At 68.8% G+C, this 12,353-nt stretch carries 11 protein-coding genes and 1 pseudogene; 4 read left to right on the top strand and 8 right to left on the bottom strand.

All coding sequences use genetic code 11. The features are described from left to right. Positions 1-60: 60 nt before the first annotated feature. Together MHN80_RS00620 and MHN80_RS00615 are read right to left on the bottom strand one after the other, a co-directional pair. Positions 61-861, bottom strand: coding sequence for a helix-turn-helix transcriptional regulator (locus MHN80_RS00620; RefSeq protein ID WP_239398685.1), 801 nt, complete (start codon positions 859-861; stop codon positions 61-63). Between the two features lie 71 nt (positions 862-932). After that, a complete protein-coding gene (locus MHN80_RS00615) occupies positions 933-1,403 on the bottom strand; it encodes a CinA family protein (RefSeq protein WP_239398683.1) in 471 nt (156 codons plus the stop codon). Positions 1,404-1,522: 119 nt separating this feature from the next. On the opposite strand from MHN80_RS00615, the pseudogene MHN80_RS00610 reads away from it, so the two are divergent. Together MHN80_RS00610 and MHN80_RS00605 are read left to right on the top strand one after the other, a co-directional pair. After that, a pseudogene (locus MHN80_RS00610) lies at positions 1,523-1,870 on the top strand (alpha/beta fold hydrolase); the annotation flags it as partial. Next, positions 1,851-2,342 (top strand): hypothetical protein, encoded by a 492-nt coding sequence (locus MHN80_RS00605; protein WP_239399292.1) that lies wholly within the window; start codon positions 1,851-1,853, stop codon positions 2,340-2,342. The pseudogene MHN80_RS00610 and the gene MHN80_RS00605, both read left to right, overlap by 20 nt. Before the next feature lie 3 nt (positions 2,343-2,345). Here MHN80_RS00605 and MHN80_RS00600 read toward each other — a convergent pair whose 3' ends face one another. Together MHN80_RS00600 and MHN80_RS00595 are read right to left on the bottom strand one after the other, a co-directional pair. Beyond that, positions 2,346-3,821, bottom strand: a complete 1,476-nt coding sequence (locus MHN80_RS00600) for an MFS transporter (RefSeq protein WP_239398681.1) — start codon at positions 3,819-3,821, stop codon at positions 2,346-2,348. Beyond that, positions 3,818-4,270, bottom strand: a complete 453-nt coding sequence (locus tag MHN80_RS00595) for a MarR family winged helix-turn-helix transcriptional regulator (protein WP_004019084.1) — start codon at positions 4,268-4,270, stop codon at positions 3,818-3,820. Before MHN80_RS00595 ends, MHN80_RS00600 begins: the two co-directional genes overlap by 4 nt. Before the next feature lie 127 nt (positions 4,271-4,397). On the opposite strand from MHN80_RS00595, the gene MHN80_RS00590 reads away from it, so the two are divergent. Continuing rightward, entirely contained in the window at positions 4,398-5,321 is a 924-nt protein-coding gene (locus tag MHN80_RS00590; protein ID WP_239398679.1) for a manganese-dependent inorganic pyrophosphatase, read from the top strand. Here MHN80_RS00590 and MHN80_RS00585 read toward each other — a convergent pair. Beyond that, positions 5,318-6,085, bottom strand: a complete 768-nt coding sequence (locus tag MHN80_RS00585) for a crotonase/enoyl-CoA hydratase family protein (protein WP_239398677.1) — start codon at positions 6,083-6,085, stop codon at positions 5,318-5,320. The genes MHN80_RS00590 and MHN80_RS00585 overlap by 4 nt on opposite strands. A 38-nt stretch (positions 6,086-6,123) precedes the next feature. Next, complete coding sequence (metH, locus tag MHN80_RS00580; RefSeq protein WP_239398675.1) at positions 6,124-9,714, bottom strand: methionine synthase; 3,591 nt, start codon at positions 9,712-9,714, stop codon at positions 6,124-6,126. A 51-nt stretch (positions 9,715-9,765) separates the two neighbouring features. Here metH and MHN80_RS00575 point away from each other — a divergent pair, with 51 nt between their 5' ends. Then, complete coding sequence (locus tag MHN80_RS00575; RefSeq protein WP_004019089.1) at positions 9,766-10,644, top strand: PAC2 family protein; 879 nt, start codon at positions 9,766-9,768, stop codon at positions 10,642-10,644. 16 nt (positions 10,645-10,660) lie between these two features. Here the strand turns inward: MHN80_RS00575 and MHN80_RS00570 are convergent, their stop codons facing one another. Both MHN80_RS00570 and mshC read right to left on the bottom strand, forming a co-directional pair. Continuing rightward, entirely contained in the window at positions 10,661-10,969 is a 309-nt protein-coding gene (locus MHN80_RS00570) for a hypothetical protein (RefSeq protein ID WP_004019090.1), read from the bottom strand. 56 nt (positions 10,970-11,025) lie between these two features. Continuing rightward, positions 11,026-12,276 (bottom strand): cysteine--1-D-myo-inosityl 2-amino-2-deoxy-alpha-D-glucopyranoside ligase, encoded by a 1,251-nt coding sequence (gene mshC / locus MHN80_RS00565; RefSeq protein ID WP_239398673.1) that lies wholly within the window; start codon positions 12,274-12,276, stop codon positions 11,026-11,028. Between the last annotated feature and the right edge of the window lie 77 nt (positions 12,277-12,353).

Genomic DNA, 12,353 nt, shown 5'->3' with positions numbered 1-12,353 from the left:
GCAAACGAGTCCCCGAGGGCGTGATCGAGGTGGTGGACGTGCGGGCGGAGGCGGTGTCTGTCACCCCTGCATCATCGCAACCCACTGCTCGGTGGGCTCGTCGGCGGGGTAGAACAGCTCGATGGTCAGCTCGTCGAGAGTGACATCGCGCGGCGAACCGAACGTGGTGAGGGTGCTGAAGAAGGACAGGACCTGATCGCCGAGTTCGAGCTGGAAGGGCACCAGCAACTCCGTCTTGTCCGGAGGGCCGGCACGGTCGCGCGCCAGGCGACCGTCGAGGGCGGCGACGGACGGATACGCCGACACCTCCCGTTCGAGATCGGCGAGGCGGGGGTCGCCGGTGATCCGCGCCATCCGCCGGAGCAGGTCGAGGAGGTAGGTCGCCCAGTCGTCGAAGTTGTGCGTCCGTTGTGCGAAGCCGTCCGGATGCAGCGAGACCCGGAACAGGTTGACCGGGACCGAGTGCAGTTCGCGGGGCAGCATCTCCAGGAGCGTGAGCGCGGTGTCGTTGGCCAGGACGACGTTCCAGGTCCGGTCGAGCGCTACGCCCATGTTCGGGTTGTGGGCGTCGAGCAACCGCTGCACGGACGACCGCACGCGCGACATGGTCTCCGCGTCGAGCGGTTCCTCGCTGTATCGAGGCGCGTGCCCTGCCGCGAGGAGAAGTGAGTTGCGTTCGCGCAGTGGCACATCCAGGCGCTCGGACAGGGCCTCGAGGAGTGCGGGACTCGGCCGGGACCGGCCGGTCTCGACGAAGCTGAGGTGGCGTGGTGAGACACCGACCTCGTAGGCGAGGTCCAGCTGACTCAGCGAGCGACGAGAGCGCCACTGCCGCAGCATGCTCCCCACCTCGACCGTCATGAGGGCCATGCTAGGTCCCGGACGATGCCGCCACGACTACCTCGCGGGTAACGGCCACCGAGTCCGGGACATCAGGACTTCAAGCAGGACTCGATCAGCTCCAGAGAGTGTCCGATGGTCTTGGCCAACACTTCCTCGGGTTCGCCGTCGAACACCTCCCGGGACGCGCTGACCCGTCCTCGGTGATCCAGTCCGAACCACACCGTGCCCGGCGCCGCCTCATCCGGTTCGGGCCCGGCTTCGCCGGTCACCGCGACGACCAGGTCGGCGTCGAAGAGACGCGCGGTCGTCGCCACCATTGCGCGCGCCGCCGTCTCGCTCACCACCGGCCCCTCGGGCACCTCGAGCAGGCTGTACTTCACGTCCTTGTGGTATGCGACGACGCCTCCGCGGAACCACGTCCCGGCATCGGGCGCTTTGCTCAGCTCCGTCGCGAGATTCCCACCGGTCAGCGACTCCGCGACCGCAATCCGTACACCGGCCTCCATCGCGGCGTCGGCCACGCGTCGGCAGGTCTCCGAGAAATCACTCACGTCCGACATGTGTCGCTCCCTTCGAGTCGGCGTCGGTCATCGCTGGTTCGTATCCATTCGACCGCACCCTGAAACGACTACCTGGTAGGTAGTGGTGCCGGCGGAACCGGGTGCGAGAGGTTGGGGACATGACCCGCATCGAGAGCCACCCGGTTTCCGCACTGCACACGACGGTGCTCGTCGCGCCGGCGATGGGAGTGCCCGCGCGTGTGTACCGTCGCCTGACCGAGGCGCTGACGAGGAGCGGATTCGACGCCCGGATCGTCCCGCGCCGCGGGATCGAGGAGGGCAGCGACCCACCATCTCGACGTTCCGACTGGTCCTATGCCGACGAGGCGGCTGATCTGGCCGACGCCGTGGCCGCGGCCCGGGCGGACGACACCGAGACGAGGGTTCTCGTGCTCGGTCACAGCCTGGGTGCGCAACTGGCCGCGATGGTGGCCCGGCGGGAGGAGGATGCCCCCGACGGGATCGTCGCGATCGGCGCGTCGGTCCCCCACTGTCGCCACTACGGCGTTGCGCGGGGTCCCGCTCGCCGCACTGGCCGCGTCGGTCGCCCCGATCGCGGGGATCACCGGCCGGTGGCCACGACGCGGCTTCGGCGGTCCGACGCCGCGCACGCTGATGCGGGAGTGGGCACGCATGGTGCTGACCGGGCGGGCGCCGTTCCCACTCGACTCCCGAATCGCGGTGCCGGTGTTGTCGATCCGGCTACACGACGACGAGGTCGTCACGGACCGTGCGGCCTTGGCGTTCGACGCCGCGTTCGCAGCGGAGGCGATCACCCACTGGCGCTACGACGACGCGCACTGCCCGGCGGGTGGGACCACCACTCACATCGGATGGGTCCGCACGCCCGACCCCGTCGCGCAGCGAATCGCGGACTGGTGGGACTCGCACACGATCGTCACGCCGGCGACCACCGAGTCCGACGCCGTCCGGCAGTGATGGTCAGGGCGCCCAGGTCCCCGACGTGGACTCGATCCGTTCCCGGGTACGGGCGGCGGTGCCACGAGCCCACGCACCGGTCGAGACGACGGCGAGAACGAGGACTGCGACACCACACAGGGCCATGATCAGCCACACCGGGCGGGCGGCCGCGGCGAGATCGTCGGCGACCGCCCCCTCGATCCCGGCGAATGCCACCGCTCCGAACACCGCGACGCCGAGGGCAGTGCCGACCTGTCGACCGGTGGAGGCCATCGCCGACGCCAGCCCCGCTTGTGTGCGCGGCATCCCGGACACCGCACCGTTGGTGATCGGTGCGTTGAGGAACCCGAAACCCAGTCCGAAGACCAGGTACGACGCACCGACGTAGACGAGAGCGGTGTCGTTGCCCAGGCCGGTGAGCATCAGTGCGCCCGCCACCATCGCCACTCCCCCGATCACCATCGGCGTCCGGGCTCCCCGGTCGCCCACGAGCCGACCGGCGATCGGTGCGCAGACCACCGAAGCCGCCGCCATCGGCAACATCATGAGTCCGGCGCTCAGCGGCGACATCCCGCGAACCTCCTGCAGATACAGCGTGTTGAGAAACAGGAAGCCACCGGTGGCGGCGAAAGCGAGGACCGCACATGCCACCGAGCTCGAGAACGGCGCGCTTCGGAAGAACCGCGGGTCGAGAAGTGGTTCCGTGCGGCGACTTTCGTAGGCGATCAGCGCGACGAGCGCACCGGCGGAGACGACGAAACACGCGACCACGGCCGGGGACGTCCAGCCCAGGGGACGCCCCTCGATGATGGCAAAGGTGAGGGTGGCGAGGAATGTCAGGATCAGGACCTGGCCGACCGGGTCCGCCCGACGGGCTCGGTCGGCCTTGGACTCCGGGACGAAACGCATCGTCAGAGCGACGGCGAGCACGCAGACCGGGACATTGAGCCAGAAGATCGCCTCCCAACCGATTCCGGTGACGAGCGCGCCACCGACGACCGGCCCGAATGCCAGGCTCATGCCGAATGCGGTGCCCCACAATCCGATTGCCTGGGCGCGTTCTCGTGGATCGACGAAGACGTTGGTGACGATCGACAGCGCGACCGGGTTGAGCATCGCCCCGCCGACGGCTTGCAGCATGCGCGCCCCGATGAGCGCCTCGGGTGTGGGCGCCAGCGAGCACAGCACGGAGGCGACACCGAAGGTCACCAGACCCACCTGGAAGACCCTCTTGCGGCCCAGACGATCTCCGAGTGATCCACCGAAGATCAGCAGGCTGGCGATCACCAGCGCGTACGAGTCGAGGACCCATTGCAGCTGTGCAGGCGTCGCACCCAGGTCCGAGCTGATCGACGGCAGTGCGACGTTCACCGCGGAGACGTCCAGGCCGACGATGAAGAGACTGAGACAGCAGGTGGCGAGGATGACGAGCCGATCCCTACGCGTGAGGACGCCGTCGGCCGAGCGGGCGCGCAACGCTGCACGTGCAGCGTTCACGACTCGGCCGCCTCGCGGAGGAGGCCGAGCAGGTCCGCGAGCTGACGGAGCTGTTCCTCGTCGAGCGCGGCGAACATGCCGGGGGCCGTGGCCGGGTTCGCGGCCACCTCGTCCACCACACGACGTCCGACGTCGGTGATCGTGACGCGTTTGAATCGGCCGTCGTCGGCGTCGGGCTCCCTGGTCACGAGCCCGCGGATGACGAGATCGTTGACGATGCCGCTCATCGCCGATGCGTCGACGCCCATCCGTTCGGCGAGGTCCCGCTGGGTCATCGGCCGTACCGCGACGCGGCGGAGTGCCCGGAACCGGCTGAAGGGGATGTCGATGACCTCGCTGATGCGGTCGCGCGATTGCTTGGCCTGATCGCGGACCAGACTGTTCATCGTGAACCACACGTCGGTCGCGGTCTGCGAGTGTGCGCCGATCGTGCCATCAGTTGTAGACATACAACGATTGTATATTTCCAACTATCGCCCGGCAATGATCGTCGAGATGGAGCCGTGTTCCGGGGGTTCACGATGTAGCGCCACCGTAGGCTGGGATTCAGCAACGTCGAGCGAAAGCTGAGTCGCCATGTCGAAGATCCTGGTCATCGGACACCGCAACCCCGACACCGATGCCATCGGGGCCGCGATCGGCCTCGCCTCCCTCGAAGCCGCGCTGGGCAGTGACGTCGAGGCCGTCGCCCTGGGCCGGCCGAGTCTCGAAACCGCCTTTGCGCTCGAGCATTTCGGCCTCGACGCGCCCCGCGTGATCGAGACCGCGGCTCCGTCGGACGTGATGCTCGTCGACCACAACGAACGGCAGCAGAGCGTCGCCGACATCACCGACGTCACCGTGCTGAAGGTCATCGACCACCATCGGATCGCCAACTTCGAGACCGCGGCGCCGCTCTACGTCCGGGTCGAGCCCGTCGGGTGCACGTGCACGATCCTCACCCGCATGTATGCGGAGAACGGGGTCGACATCCCGCGCGCCGAGGCGGGGATCATGCTCTCGGCAATCATCTCCGACACCCTCCTGTTCAACTCGCCGACCTGCACCGACGCCGACCGCGCGGCCGCCGCGGAGCTCGCCGCGATCGCCGGCGTCGACGCCGACGAGTACGGTGACGCACTGCTCCGCGCGGGCACGGCCCTCGGCGACGAGCCGGCGTCGACGATCATCGGCCGGGACTCCAAGAGCTTCGCGATGGGACCGAAGACGGTGCGGGTCTCACAGCTCACCACGGTCGATTCCGCCGAGGTGCTCGACCGCCGCGACGAGTTCTTCGCCGCGATGACCGCCGAGAAGGACGCCGCAGGCTACGACCTCTACCTCCTGCTGATCACCGACGTGATCGCCTGCGACTCGGACCTCCTGGTGGTCGGCGAACCCGTTACGGCCGTCGAGCAGGCACTGGGGGTCACCGTCGCCGACGGCCACGCCTTCGGCAAGGGCGTCGTGTCCCGCAAGAAGCAGATCGTGCCGCAGCTGACCGAGGTACTGGACCTCTAGCTGCCGACGCCCTCACCGTGCCGGCCCGCTCCCCCGGCGAATCGGGTTGCCCCGGCGAGTGTGTCGGTCGCCAGGGAGACCATGCCGTGCCGCAACTCGTTGCCGATCGCCGCATCGGTGTCCAGGCCGTCCTGTTCGAGGACCGACAGCCGGTCCTCGCGCATGCAGGTCTGCGGAAACCCGGCGATCTCGGTGGCCAGGGTGATCGCGGCCGGCAGCGACGTCCCCGACGGTACGACGCGATTGGCGAGCCCGATCGACAACGCCTCCTCCGCCGGGACCGCCCGGCCGGTCAGCACGAGATCCATGGCCCGGCTCTCGCCGATCAGGCGCGGCAGACGGACGGTGCCGCCGTCGATCAGCGGGACGCCCCAACGGCGACAGAACACCCCGAACACGGCGTCGTCGTCGGCGACACGGAGGTCCGCCCACAGGGCCAGCTCCAGTCCGCCGGCCACGGCGTGCCCCGAGATCGCCGCGATCACCGGTTTCGACAACGTCATCCGCGTCGGACCCATCGGCCCGTCGCCGTCGGGCGCCACCCGGTTCGGCACGCCGTCCGAGATCGCCTTGAGATCGGCCCCGGCACAGAACGTCCCGCCCTCGCCGTAGAGCACCGCGACGGACACCGAGTCGTCGGCGTCGAACCGGCGGAACGCATCCGCCAGCGCGTCGGCCGTCGCCCGGTCGACGGCATTGCGCCGATCCGGCCGGTCGATCCCGATGATCCGCACCGGCCCCTCGGTCCGCTCCAGAACCGTCATCGCCTGTCCCCCGTCCCTCGATCCGCTGCGGACGTACCTCAGGTGTTGAAGTACTTCGCCTCCGGATGGTGCAGCACGAACGCATCGGTCGACTGCTCGGGATGCAGCTGCAACTCCTCCGACAGCTCGACACCGATCCGACCGGGCTCGAGCAGCTCGATCATCTTGGCCCGATCCTCGAGGTCGGGGCAGGCCCCGTAGCCGAACGAGAAACGCGCGCCGCGGTACTCGAGATCGAAGAAGCCCTGCGCGTTCTCCGGGTCCTCGCTGTCCATCGTGCGGTCGCCGAATGTCAGCTCGCTGCGCACGCGCTGATGCCAGTACTCGGCGAGCGCCTCGGTCAGCTGGACGCCGATGCCGTGCACCTCGAGATAGTCGCGGTAGGCGTCCTCGGCGAACAGCGTGTTCGCGAAGTCGGCGATCGGCTGACCCATGGTGACGAGCTGGAAGGGCAGCACGTCGACCTTGCCCGCGGCCTTCGCGTCGTCGCGCGACCGGATGAAGTCCGCGATGCACAGGAACCGCGACCGCTGTTGACGCGGGAACGTGAAGCTGAACCGCACCGGCGCATCCGGTTCCGGCTCGGTGAGCACGTGGACGGTGTCGCCGTCGCTGACCGCCGGAAAGTACCCGTAGACGACCGCGGCGTGCTGCAGGATGTTCTCGGTCGAGAGACGATCGATCCAGTGGCGCAGGCGCGGCCGGCCCTCGGTCTCGACGAGCTCCTCATACGACGGTCCGTCACCACCGCGGGCGCCGCGAAGTCCCCACTGGCCCAGGAACAGCGCGCGCTCGTCGAGGAGCTGCATGTAATCCGCGATCGGGACGCCCTTGACGATCCGCGACCCCCAGAACGGCGGCGTCGGGATCTCGTTGTCGGCGGCCACATCCGAGCGGGCCGGCACCTCCACGGGCTCCTCGGCGGCCTTGCGTTTCGCGGCGATGCGCTTCGACCGGTCGTGCCGGGCCTTGCGTTCGGCGGCCTTCTCCGCCGCCGCCTTCGCCTCGGCGCTGTCCGGATCGGGCCCCCCGCCGCGCTTCGTCGCCATGATGTCGTCCATCAGGCGCAGCCCCTCGAAAGCGTCACGCGCATAATGCACGTCGCCCTCGTAGGTCTCGGAGAGGTCGTTCTCGACGTAGGAGCGGGTGAGCGCGGCGCCGCCCAGCAGCACCGGGTACTCGTCGGCGAGACCGCGGGAGTTGATCTCCTCGAGGTTCTCCTTCATCACCACGGTCGACTTCACCAGCAGCCCGGACATGCCGATGACGTCGGCCCGCTTGTCCGCCGCGACGTCGAGAATGGTCGCGATCGGCTGCTTGATGCCGATGTTGACGACCTCGTAGCCGTTGTTGGACAGGATGATGTCGACCAGGTTCTTGCCGATGTCGTGCACGTCGCCCTTGACGGTGGCGAGCACGATGCGACCCTTGCCGTCCTCGCCGGTGGCCTCCATGTGCGGCTCGAGATGCGCCACCGCGGTTTTCATCACCTCGGCGGACTGCAGCACGAACGGCAGCTGCATCTGACCCGAACCAAAGAGCTCGCCGACGGTCTTCATCCCCGACAGCAGAGTGTCGTTGATGATCGACAGCGGCGGCACCTGGGTCATCGCCTCGTCGAGATCGTCGGTGAGCCCGTTGCGCTCGCCGTCGACGATCCGGCGCTCCAGCCGCTCGAACAGCGGCAGCTTCGCCAGTTCCTGGGCCCGCGACTCCCGCGCCGAGGCCGCGGAGACACCTTCGAAGAGCTCCATCAGCTTCTGCAGCGGGTCGTAACCCTCGCGACGACGGTCGTAGACGAGATCGAGGGCGACCTCGCGGTGCTCCTCCGGGATCCGGGCCATCGGCAGGATCTTCGACGCGTGCACGATGGCCGTGTCGAGGCCGGCCTGCACGCACTCGTGCAGGAAGACCGAGTTGAGCACCTGTCGCGCAGCGGGATTGAGGCCGAACGAGATGTTCGAGATGCCCAGTGTGAAGTGCACGTCGGGGTGGGCCTCGTGCAAGCGGCGGATGGCCTCGATGGTCTCGATACCGTCCCGCCGGACCTCCTCCTGACCCGTCGAGATCGGGAAGGTCAGCGTGTCGAGGATGATGTCCTCTTCGGCGAGGCCCCAGTTGCCGGTGATGTCGGCGATCAGCCGCTCGGCCACCCGGACCTTCCAGTCGGCGGTGCGCGCCTGCCCCTCTTCGTCGATGGTCAGCGCGACGACCGCCGCGCCGTGTTCGACGACGAGCTGCATGATCTTGGTGAACCGGGAGTCCGGTCCGTCGCCGTCCTCGTAGTTCACCGAGTTCACCGCGCAACGCCCGCCCAGGGACTCCAGTCCGGCACGGATGACCTCCGGCTCGGTGGAGTCGAGCATGATCGGCAGCGTCGACGAGGTCGCGAACCGGCTGGCGAGGGCGGTCATGTCGGCGGCACCGTCGCGGCCGACGTAGTCGACGTTGAGGTCGAGCATGTGCGCGCCGTCGCGGGTCTGGTCCTTCGCGATGTCGAGGCACTTCTGGTAGTCCTCGGCGATCATCGCCTCGCGGAAAGCCTTGGAGCCGTTGGTGTTCGTGCGCTCACCGATGACCAGGAAGCTGGCGTCCTGGTCGAAGGGCACCGCGGAGTACAGCGACGACGTCTCCGACTCGTGCTCCGGGGTGCGGGTCGCCGGGGTCACCTCGGCGACCGCCGCCGCGACCTGCCGGATGTGTTCGGGCGTCGTCCCACAGCAGCCGCCGACGAACTCCAGTCCGAACTCGCCGACGAACTGCGCCATGGCCTGCGCCAGTTCCTCGGGTGTCAGCGGGTACTCGGCGCCGTTGGCGCCCAGGACCGGCAGACCGGCGTTCGGCATGACCGACACCGGGATGCGGGCGTGCTTGGACAGGTATCGCAGATGCTCGCTCATCTCCGCCGGACCGGTGGCGCAGTTGAGGCCGATGAGGTCGATCCCGAGGGGTTCCAGCGCCGTCAGTGCGGCCCCGATCTCCGACCCGAGGAGCATCGTGCCGGTCGTCTCGACCGTGACGTGGGAGATGATCGGGATCCTGCGACCCACCCGCTCCATCGCGCGGTGCGCGGCGACCACTGCCGATTTGACCTGCAGCAGGTCCTGGGAGGTCTCGATCAGGACCGCGTCGGCGCCGCCCTCGAGCATGCCGATCACGCACTCGAGGTACGCGTCGCGGATGGCCGCATAGGTGGTGTGGCCGAGGCTGGGCAGCTTGGTGCCCGGCCCGATCGATCCGAGGACGAACCGGGCGGTGCCGTCGGCCGAGGGACCCATCTCGTCGGCGACGCCGCGCGCGATGGCCGTGCCCTTGTACGACAGCTCCCGGATGCGGTCGGCGATGTCGTAATCGCCGAGATTCGAGAGGTTGCAACCGAAGGTGTTGGTCTCGACGGCATCGGCGCCGGCCTCGAAATAGGCACGATGGATGCCCTCGAGGACGTCGGGCCTGGTGTCGTTGAGGATCTCGTTGCAACCCTCGAGGCCACGGAAGTCGTCGAGCGTCAGATCCGCGGCCTGCAGCATGGTGCCCATCGCCCCGTCGCCGATCAGCACCCGGCGCGACATCGACGACAGGAAGGTCGTGTCGAAATCGCGAGGATCGGTTCCGGAGAAATCAGGGGACATGGTTGACAGCGTAGTTCGCCCTCTCTGCGTGTTCGGTCGTAGGCTGGATCGGTGAACGCTGAGCAGACGTCGAACCTTCCCCAGCTGCGCAGACCCATTCTGCTCGCGGCCTTCGAGGGGTGGAACGACGCCGGGGACGCCGCCAGCAGCGCTGTCGAGCACCTGGCACTCGAATGGGACGCCCGACCCCTCGCCGACATCGACTCCGATGAATACTACGACTTCCAGGTCAATCGCCCCACTGTGAATCAGATCGACGGTGTCACGCGCCGGATCGACTGGCCGACCACCTCCATCTCGTACTGCAGCCCGCGTGGCGCCGACCGCGACATCGTGCTGGTCCGCGGCATCGAACCGAACATGCGGTGGCGGGCGTTCTGCGCCGAGATCGTCGACCTCGCGCAGGAGCTCGGGGTCGAGACCACGGTGATGCTGGGCGCGCTGCTCGCCGACACCCCGCACACCCGGCCGGTGCCGGTCACCGGCGCGGCCTACAGCAGCGAGTCCGCGGCCCGGTACAACCTCGCCGAGAGCCGCTACGAGGGCCCGACCGGCATCACCGGGGTCCTGCAGGACCTCTTCGTCCAGGCGGGCCTGCCGGCCGTGTCGTTCTGGGCGGCGGTCCCCCACTATGTGTCGACGCCGCCGAACCCGAAGGCGACCGTGGCACTGCTGACGCGGGTCGAGGAGGTCCTCGACATCGAGGTGCCGCTCGGCACCCTCCCGGAACAGGCGGAGGAATGGGAACGCGCGGTCACCGAGATGACCGAGGACGACGAGGAGATCGCGGACTACGTGCGCGGGCTCGAGGAGCGCGGGGACGCCGAGGTCGATCCGGACGAGGTGATGGCGAAGATCGACGGCGACGCACTCGCCGCCGAGTTCGAGCGCTACCTCAAGCGCCGCGGCCAGGGGCCGTTCGGGTCCTGAACCGGGCGACCGGGCGTCAGCCGATCTTCTCGATCGAGACCACGGGGGTGGTGATCCGCCACGTGCGGACGTCCGGGTCGTCGGCGGCCCGCACCCAGAACTGTGCGGATTCGCCCAGGCGGCACGACTTCACGCCGAGCAGCGGGATGTCCTCGGAGTCACGCCGGAGCCGGCTGACCGTCCAGTCCTCGTTGTCGGTGCCACCGACCCCGGGAGCCCGGAGAAGCGTCATCTCGGTGAAATCCAGCAGGTAGGTCGACGTCCGGGTGACGACGGTGTACACCCCGGCGTCGGTCTCGGGTCGGATCTCTTGCACGCGCGCCACGTCAGCACTCTACCCAGACGCCGGCGAGCCGACATCTCGGTGTGGGACGACGCCGCTCAGGCGCCGGGGACGAGCGGAATTCCCAGCAGGGCGTCGACCGCGTCGGCGAGCGCGGCCGGCGCCGTCGTCGACGAACCGATGCCGGTGCGCACGTCCGCGCACCAACCGTCGACTGCGGCAAGCGCTTTCGGGGTGTCGAGATCGTCGGCGAGGTGCTGGCGGATGCGGGCGATGACCGGCTCGGCGTCGGGACCGGTGCTCGCGCCGAGCGCCGCACGCCACCGGGCGAGGCGTTCGACGGCCGTGTCGAGGACCTCCGCGGTCCACATCCGGTCACCTCGGTAGTGGTCGGCGAGCAGGGCGAGGCGGATCGCCGCCGGGTCCACGCCGTCGCGACGCAGCACCGAGACGAACACCAGGTTGCCGCGGCTCTTGGACATCTTCTCGCCGTCGAGGCCGACCATCCCGGTGTGCACGTAGTGCCGGGCGAACCGCCGTGAACCGGTGAGGGCCTCGCCGTGGGCGGCCGAATACTCGTGGTGCGGGTAGATGAGATCGTTGCCGCCGCCCTGGATGTCGAACTCGATGCCGAGGCGGTTCAACGCGATCGCCGAACACTCGATGTGCCAGCCCGGCCGGCCCGGACCGAACGGTGAGTCCCACGACGGCTCGCCGGGCCGCACGGCACGCCACAGCAGGGCATCGAGCGGGTCGCGCTTGCCGGGACGATCGGGGTCGCCGCCGCGTTCGGCGAAGTACCGCGCCATGGTCTCGCGGTCGTACCCCGACTCGTAGCCGAACTGTTCGGTCGCGTCGGTACGGAAGTACACATCCGGGAACTCGGCGTCGTCGACGGTGTAGGCGGCACCAGAGGCGAGCAGCTTGTCGACGACCTCGACGACCTCGTCGACCGACTCGACCGCGCCGATGTAGTCGCGCGGCGGCAGGACCCGCAGGGCGGTCATGTCGTCGCGGAACAGCTGCGTCTCCCGGGCCCCGAGGTCGCGCCAGTCGACGCCGTCGCGGTCCGCCCGCTCGAACAGCGGGTCGTCGACGTCGGTCACGTTCTGGACGTAATGGACCTCGTGGCCTTGATCGCGCAGCACCCGATTGACCTGGTCGAAGGTCACGTAGGTGGCCGCGTGCCCCAGATGGGTGGCGTCGTACGGGGTGATACCGCAGACGTACATGGTCGCGGTGGCGCCGGGTGCGACGGGTCGGACCGCGCGATCGGCGGTGTCATAGAGACGGAGGGCGGGTCCACTACCCGGAACGGCGGGGAGTTCGAGATCGGGCCACGACTGCATGCGTCCACTGTATTGCCCGCCGGCCGTGTATCGCGTTCGGGGGCGAGCAGTTCGGTCCCCTCGTGCCGAGTGCGCCG

It is taken from the genome of Gordonia sp. McavH-238-E, assembly GCF_022348225.1.
GTDB classification, from domain to species: Bacteria; Actinomycetota; Actinomycetes; order Mycobacteriales; family Mycobacteriaceae; genus Gordonia; species Gordonia terrae.
Note: the sequence above shows the minus strand (reverse complement) of the source record. Positions and strands in the feature narration are given on the sequence as shown.